Below are 15,332 nucleotides of genomic sequence, written 5' to 3' on the forward strand. Positions count from 1 at the left end.
GTTTTCGGACAACGATGTGAGTCTCACGCGTCCCGAGACAACCCGTGCGGCCCTCCACCGACTCTCACCGACCGGAGCCAGTTCGCAGCACGCACGCGGAAAACGAGGGACGATGACCAGATTCCACCAAGCCCGCCCATGGCGTTCACTGATCGCCGCCGCGGCGGCGATCACCGTGACCGCCGGCGCCGTGGCGGCCGCACCCGAGGACGAGAAGGCCGCCGAGAGCACGCCGAAGCTCAGCCTGATCGCCGCCTCGAAGTCGGTGACGCTCGACTCGTACAAGGAGAACCCGGGTGTCTACCTGGACCTCGGTACGTACGTCACGGCCGAGAACGGGCCGCTCGAACTCAGGGTGTCCCGCAAGTCCTACAAGGACCCGGTCGTGGCCACGCAGGTCATCCGCGAGGGCGCACAGACGCGGAGCAAGACCCTTCCCGCGGGCTTGGTGAAGGACTTCTCGGGGCTGCCGGGCTTCGCCCACGTCACCCTCACCGACGCGAACGGCAGGAAGGTGATGGACAAGACGGAGTCGTTCTGTCCGAACAACGCCTCCGGCCGGATACGTCCCGACGCACCGGCGAAGTCGAAGTACCCGGAGAGCTGCCCCGTCAACCCGTTCACGCTCGGGTCGGTGTGGGGCGTGGAGGACGGCTGGGCGTCCAACACCTACGCGGGCTACTACTCCGAGCCGGTCCGCGTGCCGGCCGGCAAGTACACCGCCAAGGTGTCCGTCGCCAAGCGCTACCGCCTGGCGTTCGGCATCGAGAACAAGCCGCAGACCATCAAGGTGACCATCCGCGAGCGCAGTTACGACGACATGGGCGCGGGCGCGGCGAGCGCCATGAAGCACGGGTCGCACGCGGCCGGGCACGCCGGTCACGGCGCGATGCGCGCACCCGCGCCGGCCGCGCCGACGAGCGGGGCCGGCCCCTCGTACAACGTGGGTCACGGGCCGCACACGCCCGCACCGCCCGCCCTCCCGTGGGCGCTCAAGAGGGCCGCGCTGAAGGCGGGTGCGGCCGGTGACGAGCCCGGGCAGACCGACGGTTCGCGCAAGGCTCCCGCCGTGGATCCCGCCGCGAAGCGGCCGACCGGCGCGCCGAACGTCCCGGACGTGCCGAAGCCGGACCTGCGTTCCCTCCCGGCCTACGGCATCCAGGCCACCAAGGGGCAGGGCAGCACGCGGGGCAAGGACTACCTGGCCTTCAGCGCCAACGTGTGGAACGCGGGACCCGCGCAGCTGGTGGTCGACGGCTTCCGCTCCCCCGGCAAGAAGCTGATGGACGCCTACCAGTACTTCTACGACGCCGACGGCAAGCAGGTCGGGTACACCCCGACGGGCACCATGGAGTGGGACCCGCGCGCGGGCCACGAGCACTGGCACTTCACGGACTTCGCCAGCTACCGGCTGCTGAAGGCCGACAAGAAGGAGACGGTCCGCAGCGGCAAGGAGGCCTTCTGCCTGGCCAACACGGACGCGGTCGACTACACGGTGGAGAACGCCAACTGGCACCCCGACAACACCGACCTGTCCACCGCGTGCGGCCAGGAGAACTCGATCTCCGTCCGCGAGGTGCTCGACGTCGGCTCCGGCGACACGTACACCCAGGACCTTCCCGGGCAGTCGTTCGACATCAGCAACCTGCCGAACGGCACGTACTACATCCAGGTGCTGGCCAACCCCGAGAAGCGCCTCAAGGAGACCAGCCTGACGAACAACAGCGCCCTGCGGAAGGTCGTGCTCGGCGGCCGGGCCGGCGCCCGTACGGTGAGCGTGCCGGCGCACGACCTGGTCGACGCCAACTGACGCCCCTCGTGTGATCACGGCATCCGCTGCCGCTCGCTGTGCCCCGGGACGGGTTCCCGGGGCACAGTGCTGTGCGGACCGGCCCGCCAAGGCCCTCGGTCGGCGACGCGGGCGTGATCGTCCTCTACGATCCGGTCCGTACGCCGCGACATCACCGCCGAACAGGGGCTCGCTGTGCTGATCGATCTCACCGGGAAGACGGCCCTCGTCACGGGGTCGACGCAGGGAATCGGCGCCGCCATCGCCACGGGACTCGCCCGTGCGGGGGCGCGGGTCGCGGTCAACGGTCGTACCCGGGAGTCCGTCGACGCGGCGCTGGACCGGTTGCGCGGCGAGTCCCCCGAGGGCTCGTTCCTGGCCGCGCCGGGTGACATCGCCGACGACGGCGGCGCCCGGCAGGTGCTCGGCGCGCTGCCCGAGGCGCGCGAGCACCGCCCGCAGTCGCTCCTCCAGCGCCTGATCGAGCCGGAGGAGATCGCCCACATGGTCGTCTACCTCAGCTCGTCCTTCGCCTCGGCCACCACGGGCGGCGCGCTGCGGGTCGACGGCGGTTACGTCGACTCGATCCTCCCGTGACCCGACCGGGCGCGGCCCGCCGGCCTCCCCGGCGTGACCCCTACGGCGCGAGGCGCAGCAGGAACAGCGCCGTGTCGTCCGTGCGGTCGGCCGACCGGCGCGACGCGCGCCGCGTGAGCGTGGCGGCTCATCACGGCCGACCGGTAGCGGTCCTCGAACACGGGGTCGTCCAGCCAGGGCAGCGCCTCCCAGGGCCTGGTCCCCAGCAGCGCCGGGACGCTGCTGCCGACCAGGTCCGCCCCGTTGGGGGTGATGAAAGTGATCCGTCCGTCGAGATCGAGCGCGCAGCAGCCCTCGGGGAGCCTCTCGGTGAAGTCGACCGCCGCCAGCGACTCGGCCTGCGTGACCATACGCCGTCGCGGCACCGGCATGATGCGCGGTTCGGGGGTGGCCACGATCGGACGGCCGCTCTCCTCCGCCCGGCGCAGGGCCGCGCCGACGTATCCGGAGGCCTTCTCGATCGCCCGTTGCCACTGCGGCTCGATCACCAGCGGATGGGAGCCCGGCCACAGCAGCAGCCCGCCCCAGGTCCGCTGCGCGCTGACCACCGGAGCCGCCGCGAGCGCGAACGAGTACGGCAGCGCGAGACCGATCCGGGGATAGCGGCGGGCGAGCTCCCCCTCGGCTCCGACCCACACCAGGCGTCCTTCGCGCACCGCCTCCGCCAGGGGCCCCGAGGCCGAGATGCCCACCCTGGCCCACGGCATCGCGAGGGTGGACGGCACACCGGCGAGCACCATGGCGGACAGCACCTGGCCGCCCGCCGTCAGTACGTAGATCCCGCCGCCGTAGGCGTCGGACTCGCGCAGCACGCGGGACAGCAGCCGGTCCAGTACCTCCGGCTGCCCGGACTCCTCCGTCGGCGGGACCATGGCTAACGGCTTCTCGTCCGACGCATCACCAGACACATCATCTCTGGACGTTACGCCCGGGACAGGCGGGCGCGCACCCGCGGCGCGGGGCGCTAGATCCCGGCCAGCAGCATCCCGCCCATAGTGACCATGGTGGCGGCGACCAGGCCGTCGAGGACCCGCCAGGCGGCCGGCCGGGCCAGCAGACCGCTGAGCAGGCGGGCGCCGTACCCGAGGGTGACGAACCAGGTCAGGCTGGCGAGCACGGCGCCGGTTCCGAAGGCCCAGCGCTGGGAGCCGTGGTCGGCGGCGACGGAGCCGATCAGCAGGACGGTGTCCAGGTAGACGTGCGGGTTGAGCCAGGTCATGGCGAGGCAGGTCAGCACCGCCTTGCGGGCGGACCCGGTGGTGGCGCCCTGCGCGCTGAGGGCCGCGCCGGGCTCGGGCCGCAGTACGCGCCGGGCGGCGAGGACGCCGTAACAGATGAGGAACCCGCCGCCGGCCAGACCGACCACGGTCAGGGCGGCGGGCCACGCGGTGACCACGGCTCCCACGCCCGAGACGCCGAGCGCGATGAGGACGGCGTCGGACACGGCGCAGATGGCGACCACCGCGAGGACGGCGTGCCGCCGGACCCCCTGGCGCAGGACGAACGCGTTCTGCGCGCCGATGGCGACGATGAGGGAGAGTCCGGTGCCGAAGCCGACGAGGGCCGCCGTGATGATTCCGTGGTTCATGCCCCTGACGTTATGGATCAACAAGTCTTCAGTACAGCTAAAGGTTCTAACGTACCCTTAGCGTTCGTGATGGACGAGCTTCCTCTTGACCAGGTACGGACCCTGCTCGCGGCGGTGGACGAGGGCACGTTCGACGCCGCCGCGGCCGCCCTGCACGTGACGCCGTCGGCCGTCAGCCAGCGCATCAAGGCGCTGGAGCAGCGCACCGGCCGGGTGCTGCTGACGCGTACGAAGCCGGTGCGCCCCACCGAGTCCGGGCAGGTGGTGGTGCGCTTCGCGCGCCAGCTCGCCCGGCTGGAACTGGACGCCCGGGCCGAGCTGGGCATCGCCGACGGGCGGGGGCCGGCCCGGCTGCCCATCGCCGTCAACGCGGACTCGCTCGCCACCTGGTTCCTGCCGGCGCTGACCCGGGTGCCGCAGGACCCGCCGGTCTGCTTCGAACTGCGCCGCGAGGACGAGGCCCACACCACGGCGCTGCTGCGCGAGGGCCAGGTGATGGCGGCCGTCACGTCGTCGCCCGATCCGGTCGCCGGCTGCACCGTACGCCGTCTGGGTCTGGCCCGGTACCTGCCGGTGGCCACCGCCGCCTTCGCCGCCCGCCACCTGAGCGGCCCCCTGGAGAGGGATCTGCGGGCCGCCCCGGTGATCATCTTCGACCGCAGGGACGACCACCAGGACGCCTTCGTACGGTCGCTCACCCACGGCGGGTCGGGCGCGGGCCCTGTACGTCACTACGTGCCGACCTCGGAGGGGTTCTGCGACGCGGTGGCCGCCGGCCTCGGGTGGGGCCTGGTGCCGGAACCGCAGGCCGAACCGCTGCTGCGGGCCGGCGCCTTCACCCTGCTCGCGCCCGGCCGGCCCGTGGACGTACCGCTGTTCTGGCAGCAGTGGAAGCTGGACTCGCCCGCGCTGTCGGCCCTGGCGGAGGCGGTCGCCGCCACGGCCGCCGAGGCACTTCTGGCCCCGGCCTGAGCGCCGGGCCCCGGCGGCCCCCCGGGCACGTACCGGATGGACGACCGCGCGGGCGGACTTCCGGCCGTGACCTGATGCTGAGTCATGGGCGCCCGGCACCGACGGGGCCCCGGCCCACGTCACCAGGAGGAACCCGCCATGCTGCCCACACGTCCCGCACCGTCCCGCTCCCGCCGGCTCCGGCTGTCCACCGTCGCGCTCGTGGCCGGCGCGTGTGTCGCCGGCCTGGTGTCGGCGCCCGCACAGGCGAAGGAACCGAGCCCCGGCGAGCGGGAACTGCGGCAGCGGCTGTGGGGGCTGGTGCGCGCGGAGGGCGGGCCGCCCGGGGCCATCGCCGTGCTGCGGCGCGGTGACGACGTGCGGGTCGTGCGCGCGGGGGTCGCCGAGCTCGGGACCGACCGGTCGCCGCAGCCCACCGATCACATGCGGATCGCCAGTACGGCCAAGGCGTTCACCGGGGCCGTCGCGCTCCAGCTCGTCGACCGGGGGAAGCTCCGGCTCGACGACACCATCGGCAAGCGGCTGCCCGCGCTGCCCGCCGCCTGGCGGCGGGTGACGCTGCGCCAGCTGCTCCAGCACACCAGCGGACTGCCGGACTACACCACCGCTCCGCAGTTCGTGCGCCTGCTGTCCGAGGACCCGCGCCGCCGGTTCGACTCTCGCCGGCTGCTCGACTTCGTCGCGGGCGAACCGCTCGCCTTCCGTCCCGGCTCGCGCTACCGCTACTCGAACTCCGACAACATCGCGGTGGCTCTCATGGCGGAGGCGGTGACGGGCCGGCCGTACGAGGAGCTGCTGCGGACGACCGTCTACCGTCCGCTGAATCTGCGCGACACCAGCCTCCCGCAGGGCTTCCGGTTGCCGGAGCCCTATCTGCACGGCTACGAGGTCGCTCCGCAGGAGCCCCCGGAGGACGTCAGCACCGTACTGAGCGCGTCGGGTGTGTGGGCGTCCGGTGGGATCGTCTCCACCCCGAAGGACCTGACGTCGTTCATCCGCGCGTACGCGGGCGGCCGCCTGATCTCCAAGGAGACCCGCCGGCAGCAGCTGAAGTGGGTCGCCGGCGGTTCGGAACCGGCGGGACCGGGCCGCAACGCCGCCGGGCTGGCCCTCTTCCGCTACACCACCCGCTGCGGCGTCGTGTACGGGCACACCGGCAACTTCCCCGGCTACACCCAGCTCGCCGCCGCCACGGCGGACGGCAGCCGTTCGCTCACCTTCTCCCTCACGGCTCAGGTGAACAAGGAGAACAAGCCGGAACTCCTGGAACGGGTGCGCGACGTACAGGAGGACTTCGTCTGCGACCTGCTCAAGCGCTGAGCGCTCAGCGGCTCGTGATCCAGCGGTGCTCGGTGGCCGAGTACGCGTAGCGCGGCATTCCCTTGGCTCCGCTGGTGCGGAAGGGGCGCCCATTGTCACTGATGCGGACCGTGCCGGAGCGCGCACCGCTGCTCCACACCAGCTCCAGGTACCAGCGGCAGTCGCAGCCGGCTGTCCTCGCGTTCACCAGCAGGACCTCCGGGTCCGTGACCGACACGGTGTACGGGAACGCGACCGCCGGGATCGGGGTTTCCGCCACGCCGTCGAAGCCGGCGACGGAGCGGGCGACGGGACGCGGGGCGTCGAGGTCGACGGCGATGTGGCGCGGACTGAGCGCGCCTCCGCACCCGTCGCTCATCCCGTAGACGTTTCCCCGGGCGGGCGCGTCGCGTTGGGTGACGCGCACCCGCAGCGCTTCCAGTACGACCGCCCGCTCGGACGTGCCCCGGAGCGTGACGCGCACGTTGGTGTCCCCGGCGTGCAGCGCGTCGAGGGAGCGGGCCCAGGGCCCGGCGTCCTGTTCGACCGGCGGCGGAGGGACGCGGTCCGGGCCGCGGGCGACGAGATAGCCGTGGTCGCATCCGCTCTGCCAGACGTCGGAATCGACGGTCCAGCCGAACGGGACACCGGCGGGCGCGCCGCCCGGCCTCCGGGCCGGGCGCGGGGCGCGGGTGGTGGGCGTGCCGCTCCTCTTCGGCTCCGCGGTCGCTGAGGGCGTACGGGAGGCGGAGGGGCCGGACGTGCCCGGGCGCGCGCCCGGGGCGCCGGCCGGCGACTGCCGCGTACGGTCCTCGCCGGCTCCCCGGGTCGCGTCGGCTCCGTCGGACCTGCCCGCCGAGGCGGTGGGGCCCCGGCCCTCCGCGCTCCGTGCCGTCGGCGTCCCCGGCCCGGCGAAGGCCAGCGCGGCCACCCCGGCGGCCAGCACGGCGACGGCGGCCGCCGCGAGCACCACCCGGCGCGGGCGAGGCGGGCGCGGCGCCGGGACGGTGGCGGCCGGCCCGGGAGAGGTGAGCGGCGTCGGGGCGGTGAGCGGCGTCGGGGAGTACGCCCTCCGGGGCCGCACCGCACAGCCGAGCCAGGCGCTCGACCGGCGCGAAGTGGGCCGGTACGGCCTCCCCCGAGCAGTAGCGGTGCAGGGTCGAGGCGCTGACGCCCAGGCGGCGGGCCAGAGCGCCGTAGCTGCGGCCGGAGCCGTCCTTGAGCGCGCGCAACCGCCCGGCGAACCGCTCGACTTCGGCTTCCCTCGACGCACTCATCCGTTCCCGCCCCTCCACCCGTCCCGGGCGGCGTACCACCCACCCGCAAGTCCCCACGTCAGCGGGGGTGGAATGGTTCCACCGTCCCGCACCGCCGCGTCCTGCTTGTGCCGCGGGGCGTCACCCGCCCAAGCTGATCGGTGTCTTCGTCAACCACCGCAACGGGGGATGTTCCGTCCATGCCTGCTCTGCGCACCGCACTCGCCGCCTCCTGCACCGCCGCCGCCCTGGTGCTGGCCGCCGCCCCGCTCGCTCCGGCTGGCGCGGCCTCCGCGCCCGCCGCCCCGGCGTTCCTCGACGCCCGGCAGATGCCGGCGTCGTCCACCCCGTGGTCGGCGGGGAAGGTCACCAAGGGCCTGCCGGAAGGGAGCGCGTTCTGCGCACCGGGCGCCCTGCCGGCCAAGGGCACCAGCCACCGCGTGTTCCGCACCGAGCTGGACACCGGCGGTCTGCAGATCAACACGGTCGCCCCCACCGCCTCCCGGGCCGCCGAACTCGTCACCAAGCTGCGCCGGGGGTTCGCCGCCTGCGCCGAGCGCGTCGAGCGGCGGTACCCCGGCACGGAGGCGAGCAGCGCCTACCACGGCAGGCTGGCCGTCGAGGAGGGGGCGTACGTCTACAGCCTGGACACCCGGGACCAGGAGGTCGGCAGCACCGACATCCACCTGTTCTCGGCCGGCCGCGACGGACGCACCGTCACCTACGTCCAGTGGGGCCGGCTCGGCGACCTGCCGGACGCCCCGGTGCAGGGCTTCAGGACCACCACCCGCACCGCGGTGAACAAGCTCCACCGCTGACCCGCCCGGGGCGGCGCGCCGGAGGGAGCGGCGCGCCGCCCCGGCGAACGCGACCTTTGGGGTGATCCCGCGCAACCGGCGGGGGCGGTCCGCGTTGATCAGCCCGCGTGATCAGCCTCCGCCCCACTGCCAGGAGTCCACCCCATGCTGTACGGCAACGCCCTGCGCGACGAGATCGCCTCCGCCGGGACCACCCCGCTCATCGGCGTGTACGACATGTACTCCGCGTCGCTCGCCGCCGGGCACTACAACGGTCTGTTCGTGTCCGGCTTCGGCTTCGCCGCCTCGTACTACGGGCTTCCCGACATCGGGTTCATCGCCTGGCCGGACATGGTGGCCTTCGCGGAGCGCCTGCGCGGCGCGTTTCCCCGGCACCACCTGCTCGTGGACATCGACGACGGCTACGTGGACACGGAGCTGGCCTGCCACGTGGTGCGGCGCCTGGAGCGGTCGGGCATCTCGGGAGTGGTCCTGGAGGACCAGCAGCGGCCGCGCCGCTGCGGCCACGCCGACGGGAAACAGGTCCTGCCGCTGGAGGACTACCTCGTGAAGCTCGACCGGGTGCTCGCGAGCCGCACCGACCTGCTGGTCGTCGCCCGGACCGATGCCACCGACGACGAGGACATCATGATCCGCGCGAAGGCCCTGGCGGCTACCGACGCCGACGTGGTGCTCGTCGACGGGGTGCGCGACGTCGGGGCGATCCGACGGATCCGGGAGGCCGTCGGAACCAAGCCGCTGCTGTTCAACCAGATCGCCGGCGGCAAGTCACCTCGGCTGTCGCTGACCGAACTCGCCGCGCTCGGCGTCGACGTGGCCGTCTACAGCACGCCCTGCCTGTTCGCCGCGCACCGGGCGGTGGAGGACGCCCTGACCCGGCTCAAGACCTCGGACGGGCTCCTGCCGGACACCGGCGCCACGGGCGGCGCCGGTGTCGCCGAATCGACCGCCCTGCTCGTGGACAACCTGCGCCGCCACAGCACGCGCTGAACCACGGGGCACCGGCGGCGGCCCGTCGCGGCCGGGCGCGTACGGTCAACCCGGCTCCCCCGCGACGGAATCCAGCCTGCGCCGCACCTGCCCCTCGTGGACGAGCCGTCCGACCAGCGCGCCGCCGTACACCACGAACCCCACGCCCACCAGCCAGGACTGCAGGACCAGTACGGTGCCGAACGGCCCGTACGTCACCGCGTTCGACGCGATCAGCGGCGAGAAGACGAACTGCGAGAAGATCCGCAGCCCGAGCAGGCCGACGGCCGTCAGGGCGGCCCCGGGCGCCAGCGCGCGCCAGCGGATCCGGCCGCAGAGCAGCACGCGCTGCGACCACCAGAAGAAGAAGAACAAGCCGATGACGTCACCGGCGGCGACGAGCATCGTCACGATCGCCGGGGACTCCGCGGGGGTGGGCGTCTTGACGAAGAGGAGGAGGGCGGCGATCAGCACGGCGAGCCACACGACGTGCCGCCACATCGTGTGCCAGCGCGCGGTCGGCAGGTCCCACACGCGTTCGTAGCCGGTCTGCACGGCGGATCCGAAGGTCACACCGAACGTGGCGAGCGCGGCGAGACCGAACGCGGTGGTCCGCTGCAGTGCCTGGCCCGGCCGGCCGAACAGCTCCTCGACCTCGGCCTGCGACACCTCGGAGACCCCGAGCCCCGCGACCAGCCACCGGGCGAAGCCCTGTCCGCTCGCGAGGTCGGCCGCGGCGACGACGACGAGCAGCGGCACCAGGGTGAGGAAGCTGAGCGCCGCGAAGCCCATGGCGCGGTGCATCAGCTCGATCGCGCGACCGCGTTCCCAGGTCAGTACGACGACCGAGCTCCGCAGCCGGTGCAGCCGGTGTCCGTGCTGTGGGCGGCCTTCGTGCGGCGCACCGGATTTCAGGGGCATGTCCCGTCGAGTACCCGCAAGCGCTCCTGTCCCCTCCGGCGTGGGGCCGAACGGGTGCGCCGGGCGTCAGGCGCCCGGCGCACCCGTCCGGGTGGTGCTCTCACCAGTAATGCTTGCGTCCACCCACCGCGCGCCCCACCGATCCCAGGATCCAGAGGACGGCGCCAATGGCGACCAAGACGATCCCAATGGTCCACAGGATGGAGATGCCGGCCACGAAACCGATGATGAGCAGGATGATTCCGAGGACGATCATGGAGTCCTCCGATCTCGCTGAGAACGATCCTTCACTCAGCCTGTCCCCACCCGTCATCAGGTCAAACCTGCGGACGCCGGCACGTCGCCACGCGGGCGTGAGGGCACGTTTCCGGACCGCCTACCGCATCCACCACGCGGCGGAGGCGTCGCGCAGGGTGTTGGTGCCGCAGTGCACCTCGCCGGCGCCGAGGTGGTAGGTGTACCAGTCGTCGAGGTACGACACCTTCATGCCGGCCCCGGCGTACGCGGCGTCGACGGCGGAGGTGAAGATGTCCTTGCCGCCGATGACCGGCCCCCACTGGCGGGGGGCCAGGTAGCGGTTCCCGCCCAGGACGATCCCGTTCACCGCGCCCGGGACATAGGCGCTGGTCATGACCGTTTCCGGCGGCGCCCCGGCGCGGTCGGCGTGTCGCGCCAGCTCCTTGTGCTGTCCGTACTCGCGGACCACGTCGGGCACCTGGCCGGCGCCCATCCGCGACAGCCGCGGCATGCGCTCGCCGCTCTCGCCCTGTTCCGTACCCCGCGTGTAGAGCGCGGGCACCCGTACGACCTCGGCGTCGGTCGCACCCGTCTCGCGCTTGAGGACCTCCAGGTTGGCCTTGATCCGCTGCGCGGCCATGGTGTTGTCGGCCACCAGCCACTTCGACGCGAGCGCCTGGTCGATGGTCTCCTTGGGGGCCGGCATGCCCGGGGCGCCCGGCACCGAGAACATCCGGGTCCCGCCGTGGCCCGCCTCCTGCGCCTCGCGCAGCAGCCGCAGGCCCGCCTCGGGATCGGCGATGCCGATCTTCCAGCCGCGCGGTGTGTCGGCGGGGAGGAACTGGACGAACTCGTCCACGTGGCCGACGTGCAGCCACGAGGTGTCGAGGAGGAGCGGGTCCTGCAGACCCTGGGACTTCAGCAGGGTCCGCATCACCCTGGCGGGCTTCGAACCGTTGTCCTTGCGCTCGCCCATGATGATGCGTCCGGCCGGGAAGGACCGGCCGCCGTGGGTGTACGGAGGGATGGTCTCCAGGTTGCCCATGGAGTTGAGCGTCCACTCCTCCGTGTCGCGGACCCCGGAGACCTGCACGACGCCCACGCCGTTGCCACGCAGTTTCTCGAACAGTTCCCGCCCGGCCTCGCGGTCGGCCTGAGCCGACCGCAGCATCACGCGCATGGTCCGGCGGCTTCCGGCGGGGCCGGCCATGCTCACGTAGCCGGGTTCGACGAAGTCCTGGGCCCAGATGTCGCCGTACTTGTCGAAGGTGACCAGCGGCTTGTCGATCCCGGCCGCCTTGACCTCGGTGGCGAGGCCCTTGACGAACGCCTGCTGCCGGCGCGCGTAGTCGTCCCTGCCCGGCACCTTGCTGACCATCATCTGCTGGGCCTTCTGCAGGTGGTGGTGGGTGAGCAGCGGTGCGACGCGCAGGGTGACGTCGTCGGAGGTGCTCCTGCCGCCGGAGGTCACGGTCAGGCGGACGACGGCGCGGCCGTCCCACACCGCGCTGTCGCGTATGACGTCGGTGCCCTCGACGCCGAGCTCCGCTCCGGCGCGCAGTTCGGCGGCGGTCAGGCGCGTTCCGGCCGTGACCACCGCCCAGCCGGAGGAGCGCTTGACGAAGACGCGCGCCTTCTTTCCGCCGGTGACGACCTTCAGGGTGCCGGTCGCCGTGGCGGGCAGGTGCGTCATCGGTACGGACCGCACCCGGGCCAGGTCGGCCGCGTCACCGGCGCCGTTGACCTTGGCGTCGGACGCGTCGTTGCAGGCGGCGAGCTTGGCGTCCGACAGGCGCCGGCCGTCGGGTCCCTTGACGGGGCAACGCCTGGTGTCGTCGTCGATGTTGGGGAGGAAGACCGCTCCCCGGCGGGCGGACCAGCTGTCCTCGCCCTCGGTGTCCGTGGCTCCGGTGACGTCCGCCCGCCCGTCCCGGTTCACGTCGGCCCGCAGGTCGGCCCGCGGCGGATCGGCGGCGAACGCCGGTGACACGGGCGCCAGTACGGCACCTATGACGGTCAGGGCCACTGCCCCGTGTCTCGCATGGCTCGTACCCAAGATACGTCGTCCCTTCCTGATGATCGGCTCTCAGGGCGGAAGAGGACGGGAGCGGGCGGTGCGTTGCCTGGCGGCGCCGGGATCATCCCGCAGGCGGGGCGGCGTGCGACCGGTGGAGGAGGCGGTGTCAGTCCGGGGCATGACGAAACGCGGGGCTTGGTCGGGTATCGGCGGAGCGGGTGGCTGCCCCGCCGCAGGGGCAGCCCTCATGGCCGGTCCGCGAAGGTCACACCGCTGGGGCCTCCTGCGCCGCCGGGGTGGTGTGACGCGGCCTCAGGACGCCGGCCGTGCAGGCGGCGACGACGCAGAAGGCCACGGGCAGGAAGAACGTGAGGTTGAGCGGGACGAGGTGGGTGAGGGGCCCGATGACGGCGGGCCCGGCCAGCATGCCGAGGTAGCCGAGGCCGGCGACCCGGGAGACGTTGGCCCCGGCGGCGTCCGGGTCGGCGTGTCCGGCGGCGCTGAAGAGCTGCGGAACGCAACCGGACAACCCGGCTCCGAACAGGGTCCAGCCGACCAGCGCCAGGGGGATCCAGGGGGAGAGCGCGGCCGTGGTGAGGCCGAGGGCGGCCAGGGACGCGCCGTACCGGACGACGGCGACCGGGCCGCAGCGCGCGGCCACCCGGTCGGCGAGCAGGCGCCCGACGGTCATGGCGGTGGCGAAGGCGCCGTACGCGAGCGCGGCGGTGGCGGCCGGTGCGTCCAGGACGTCTTCGAGGTGGAGCACGCTCCAGTCGTTGGCCACCCCTTCACAGAGCATGAGCATCAACGCGAGCGCGGCCAGCAGCCGGATGCGCCGGGGCGTCCCGCGGCCTGTCCGCACGGCGGCGGTGAGGTCGTCGGCGGTGCGCGTCGGCTCGGCCCGCAGCAGTGCCGGCGCGGCCGCCACGGCGGCGACGAGGCCGAGGAGCGCCACCGCGCCCAAGGTCGCGGCCGGACTCAGGCCCCAGCTGAGCGTACGGGCGCCGACGAGTGCGGCGAGTACGCCGCCGATGGAGAACGTGGCGTGGAAGGCGGACATGACGGGCCGTCCGTAACCGCGCTCCACCTGTACGGCATGGGCGTTCATCGCCACGTCGAGGCAGCCGTTGCCGAAGCCGAGGACCAGCAGCGCGGCGCCCAGCGTCCAGGTGTTCGTGGCCAGGCCGGGCAGTACCAGGGCCGCGCTGCACAGCGCCGCGCCCAGCGGTACGACGGTCCGGGCGCCGGCGCGGTCGGTGAGCGGACCCGCGAGCCGCATGCCCGCGAAGGCTCCCGCACCGAGCAGCAGCAGGAGCCAGCCGAGCACGGCATGGCTCGTCCCGGCACGGTGTTCGACGGCGGGGATGTGGACGATCCACATCCCCATGAGGAAGCCGTTCAGGGCGAAGTACACGAAGGTGGCCGACCGGCCGGCCCGCAGGGATCTTTCCATGCCTATGAACATAACGAACATCTGTCATGTTCGAAAGATTGTGTTCCGGACTTTACTCGTGTTCAATTGCGCGCATGGGAAGCACAGACCGCTGGCGGCAGATCACCGACGCCGTACGCGAGGCGGGCCGCATGGGCGTCGCGGAACTGGCAGCGCTCACCGGCGCCTCGGAGATGACCGTCCGCCGGGACCTGGAGGTCCTGGCCGAGCAGGGCGTTCTGGAGCGCTACCGGGGCGGAGCGAGAAGCCTGCTGCTCCAGGGCGAGGAACCACCGTTCGCCCTGCGGGCCCAGGAGGGGTCGGAGACCAAGCGGCGGATCGCCGCCGAGGTCGCCGCCCTGATCGCCGACGGTGAGTCCGTCGTCGTCGACAGCGGCACCACCTGCCTGGAAGTGGCCCGCGCCTTGGAGCACCGCCGCCTGACCGTGATGCCGCTGTCCCTCCACGCCGTGAACGCGCTGACCTCGGCAGCCGGCCTGACGCTCCTGGTGCCCGGCGGGCGGCCGCGGCCGGGCGAGCTGGCACTGACCGGTCCGCTGACGGCGGCCTCGCTGGCCGCCCTGCGCTTCGACACCGCCGTGATCGGCTGCTGCGGACTCACCCCCGCCGACGGCCTGACGGCGTACGACCTCGAAGACGCCGCCGTCAAGCGCGCCGCGATCGCCTCGGCCCGCCGCGTCGTCGCCGTCGCGGAGTCCGCCAAGCTGTCCCGTACCGCCCTCGCCTTCGTCGCGCCCGCCTCCGCGCTGCACGTCGTCGTCACCGACGACGGCGCGTCCGAGGAACAGACCGCGGCGCTGGTCGCGGCGGGCGTGACCGTACGCACGGTCTGAGCGCGACACCGGGGGTCTCCTGCCGCGCCGAGCATCGTCGGCCGGACGGGCCTAACGTGGAAGGAGGGTGGCAACCTCCTCTCCTTGGGAAGGAACGACCGGCCATGACCGAGACCGGACAGAATCTCAGCGGGAAGCACGGCGACCCCGGAGGCCGCGGACGGACCACCATCGCCGACAGTGTGGTCGAGAAGATCGTCGGGATGGCGGCCCGGGACGTGTCGGGCGTCCACGCCATGGGCAGCGGGATCTCCCGGGCCTTCGGGGCGGCACGCGAGCGCGTGCCCGGCGCCGCGAAGTCCGTTTCGCGGGGGGTCAACGTCGAAGTGGGCGAGAAGCAGACGGCGGTCGACCTCGAGATCGTCGTCGACTACGGCGTCTCGATCACGGAGGTCGCGGGCTCCGTGCGCGAGAGCGTGATCTCGGCGGTCGAGTGGATGACAGGGCTCGAAGTCGTCGAGGTCAACATCACGGTCAGCGACGTGAAGCTGCCGGACGAAGAGGACGAGGAGCCGGAGGAGCAGCCACGGCTCCGTTAGTCCGGACCCGCAGCACGGTCCCGGGACGGACGCTCGATGACGGA

The 15,332-nt window shown here is 72.8% G+C and carries 15 protein-coding genes and 1 pseudogene; 8 read left to right on the forward strand and 8 right to left on the reverse strand.

Annotated elements, in window-relative coordinates:
* Positions 1-112: 112 nt before the first annotated feature.
* On the forward strand, positions 113-1,810 hold the full coding sequence (locus IE185_RS09635) for a lysyl oxidase family protein (RefSeq protein WP_138893808.1): 1,698 nt from the start codon (positions 113-115) through the stop codon (positions 1,808-1,810).
* 174 nt (positions 1,811-1,984) lie between these two features.
* Positions 1,985-2,386, forward strand: coding sequence for an SDR family oxidoreductase (locus tag IE185_RS09640; RefSeq protein WP_138893807.1), 402 nt, complete (start codon positions 1,985-1,987; stop codon positions 2,384-2,386).
* Here the strand turns inward: IE185_RS09640 and IE185_RS09645 are convergent.
* Both IE185_RS09645 and IE185_RS09650 read right to left on the reverse strand, forming a co-directional pair.
* Entirely contained in the window at positions 2,362-3,258 is an 897-nt protein-coding gene (locus IE185_RS09645) for a PAS domain-containing protein (RefSeq protein ID WP_138893806.1), read from the reverse strand. The genes IE185_RS09640 and IE185_RS09645 overlap by 25 nt on opposite strands.
* Before the next feature lie 92 nt (positions 3,259-3,350).
* Positions 3,351-3,974 (reverse strand): LysE/ArgO family amino acid transporter, encoded by a 624-nt coding sequence (locus tag IE185_RS09650; RefSeq protein WP_138893805.1) that lies wholly within the window; start codon positions 3,972-3,974, stop codon positions 3,351-3,353.
* A gap of 69 nt (positions 3,975-4,043) precedes the next feature.
* Here IE185_RS09650 and IE185_RS09655 point away from each other — a divergent pair, with 69 nt between their 5' ends.
* Positions 4,044-4,946, forward strand: a complete 903-nt coding sequence (locus IE185_RS09655) for a LysR family transcriptional regulator ArgP (protein ID WP_138893842.1) — start codon at positions 4,044-4,046, stop codon at positions 4,944-4,946.
* Positions 4,947-5,084: 138 nt separating this feature from the next.
* Complete coding sequence (locus IE185_RS09660) at positions 5,085-6,266, forward strand: serine hydrolase domain-containing protein (RefSeq protein ID WP_138893804.1); 1,182 nt, start codon at positions 5,085-5,087, stop codon at positions 6,264-6,266.
* Positions 6,267-6,270: 4 nt separating this feature from the next.
* On the opposite strand, the gene IE185_RS09665 is transcribed toward IE185_RS09660, so the two are convergent.
* Both IE185_RS09665 and IE185_RS33040 read right to left on the reverse strand, forming a co-directional pair.
* On the reverse strand, positions 6,271-7,218 hold the full coding sequence (locus IE185_RS09665; protein ID WP_229843420.1) for a hypothetical protein: 948 nt from the start codon (positions 7,216-7,218) through the stop codon (positions 6,271-6,273).
* A 157-nt stretch (positions 7,219-7,375) separates the two neighbouring features.
* Positions 7,376-7,522: pseudogene (locus IE185_RS33040) on the reverse strand (helix-turn-helix domain-containing protein); the annotation flags it as partial.
* 179 nt (positions 7,523-7,701) lie between these two features.
* Here IE185_RS33040 and IE185_RS09670 point away from each other — a divergent pair.
* Together IE185_RS09670 and IE185_RS09675 are read left to right on the forward strand one after the other, a co-directional pair.
* Positions 7,702-8,319, forward strand: a complete 618-nt coding sequence (locus tag IE185_RS09670) for a hypothetical protein (RefSeq protein WP_138893802.1) — start codon at positions 7,702-7,704, stop codon at positions 8,317-8,319.
* Positions 8,320-8,463: 144 nt separating this feature from the next.
* Entirely contained in the window at positions 8,464-9,309 is an 846-nt protein-coding gene (locus IE185_RS09675) for an isocitrate lyase/PEP mutase family protein (RefSeq protein ID WP_138893801.1), read from the forward strand.
* A gap of 45 nt (positions 9,310-9,354) precedes the next feature.
* Here IE185_RS09675 and IE185_RS09680 read toward each other — a convergent pair whose 3' ends face one another.
* From IE185_RS09680 to IE185_RS09695, 4 genes are all read right to left on the reverse strand, one after another.
* Entirely contained in the window at positions 9,355-10,209 is an 855-nt protein-coding gene (locus IE185_RS09680) for a YhjD/YihY/BrkB family envelope integrity protein (RefSeq protein WP_138893800.1), read from the reverse strand.
* Between the two features lie 100 nt (positions 10,210-10,309).
* The gene (locus IE185_RS09685; RefSeq protein WP_167518857.1) at positions 10,310-10,465 is read right to left on the reverse strand and encodes a DUF6131 family protein; all 156 of its coding nucleotides are present in this window, start codon (positions 10,463-10,465) and stop codon (positions 10,310-10,312) included.
* Between the two features lie 120 nt (positions 10,466-10,585).
* Positions 10,586-12,472 carry a protein-arginine deiminase domain-containing protein gene (locus tag IE185_RS09690; RefSeq protein WP_229843421.1) on the reverse strand — a complete coding sequence of 629 codons (1,887 nt, stop codon included), beginning with the start codon at positions 12,470-12,472 and terminating at the stop codon, positions 10,586-10,588.
* 256 nt (positions 12,473-12,728) lie between these two features.
* The gene (locus IE185_RS09695; RefSeq protein WP_138893798.1) at positions 12,729-13,916 is read right to left on the reverse strand and encodes an MFS transporter; all 1,188 of its coding nucleotides are present in this window, start codon (positions 13,914-13,916) and stop codon (positions 12,729-12,731) included.
* Positions 13,917-13,990: 74 nt separating this feature from the next.
* Here IE185_RS09695 and IE185_RS09700 point away from each other — a divergent pair, with 74 nt between their 5' ends.
* Complete coding sequence (locus tag IE185_RS09700; protein ID WP_138893797.1) at positions 13,991-14,749, forward strand: DeoR/GlpR family DNA-binding transcription regulator; 759 nt, start codon at positions 13,991-13,993, stop codon at positions 14,747-14,749.
* Between the two features lie 104 nt (positions 14,750-14,853).
* Positions 14,854-15,288: an Asp23/Gls24 family envelope stress response protein gene (locus IE185_RS09705; protein WP_138893796.1), complete on the forward strand. Its 435-nt coding sequence runs from the start codon at positions 14,854-14,856 to the stop codon at positions 15,286-15,288.
* Positions 15,289-15,332 lie beyond the last annotated feature (44 nt).

Origin of the sequence: Streptomyces chryseus, from assembly GCF_014650755.1 — a bacterium.
Lineage (GTDB): Bacteria > Actinomycetota > Actinomycetes > Streptomycetales > Streptomycetaceae > Streptomyces > Streptomyces chryseus.

Excerpts from the sequence above, each read along its gene's own strand:
- IE185_RS09635 (WP_138893808.1), top strand. The coding sequence starts at position 113 with ATGACCAGATTCCACCAAGCCCGCCCATGGCGTTCACTGATCGCCGCC.
- IE185_RS09645 (WP_138893806.1), bottom strand. The coding sequence starts at position 3,258 with ATGGTCCCGCCGACGGAGGAGTCCGGGCAGCCGGAGGTACTGGACCGG.
- IE185_RS09650 (WP_138893805.1), bottom strand. The coding sequence starts at position 3,974 with ATGAACCACGGAATCATCACGGCGGCCCTCGTCGGCTTCGGCACCGGA.
- IE185_RS09655 (WP_138893842.1), top strand. The coding sequence starts at position 4,044 with ATGGACGAGCTTCCTCTTGACCAGGTACGGACCCTGCTCGCGGCGGTG.
- IE185_RS09660 (WP_138893804.1), top strand. The coding sequence starts at position 5,085 with ATGCTGCCCACACGTCCCGCACCGTCCCGCTCCCGCCGGCTCCGGCTG.
- IE185_RS09670 (WP_138893802.1), top strand. The coding sequence starts at position 7,702 with ATGCCTGCTCTGCGCACCGCACTCGCCGCCTCCTGCACCGCCGCCGCC.
- IE185_RS09675 (WP_138893801.1), top strand. The coding sequence starts at position 8,464 with ATGCTGTACGGCAACGCCCTGCGCGACGAGATCGCCTCCGCCGGGACC.
- IE185_RS09680 (WP_138893800.1), bottom strand. The coding sequence starts at position 10,209 with ATGCCCCTGAAATCCGGTGCGCCGCACGAAGGCCGCCCACAGCACGGA.
- IE185_RS09685 (WP_167518857.1), bottom strand. The coding sequence starts at position 10,465 with ATGATCGTCCTCGGAATCATCCTGCTCATCATCGGTTTCGTGGCCGGC.
- IE185_RS09695 (WP_138893798.1), bottom strand. The coding sequence starts at position 13,916 with ATGGAAAGATCCCTGCGGGCCGGCCGGTCGGCCACCTTCGTGTACTTC.
- IE185_RS09700 (WP_138893797.1), top strand. The coding sequence starts at position 13,991 with ATGGGAAGCACAGACCGCTGGCGGCAGATCACCGACGCCGTACGCGAG.
- IE185_RS09705 (WP_138893796.1), top strand. The coding sequence starts at position 14,854 with ATGACCGAGACCGGACAGAATCTCAGCGGGAAGCACGGCGACCCCGGA.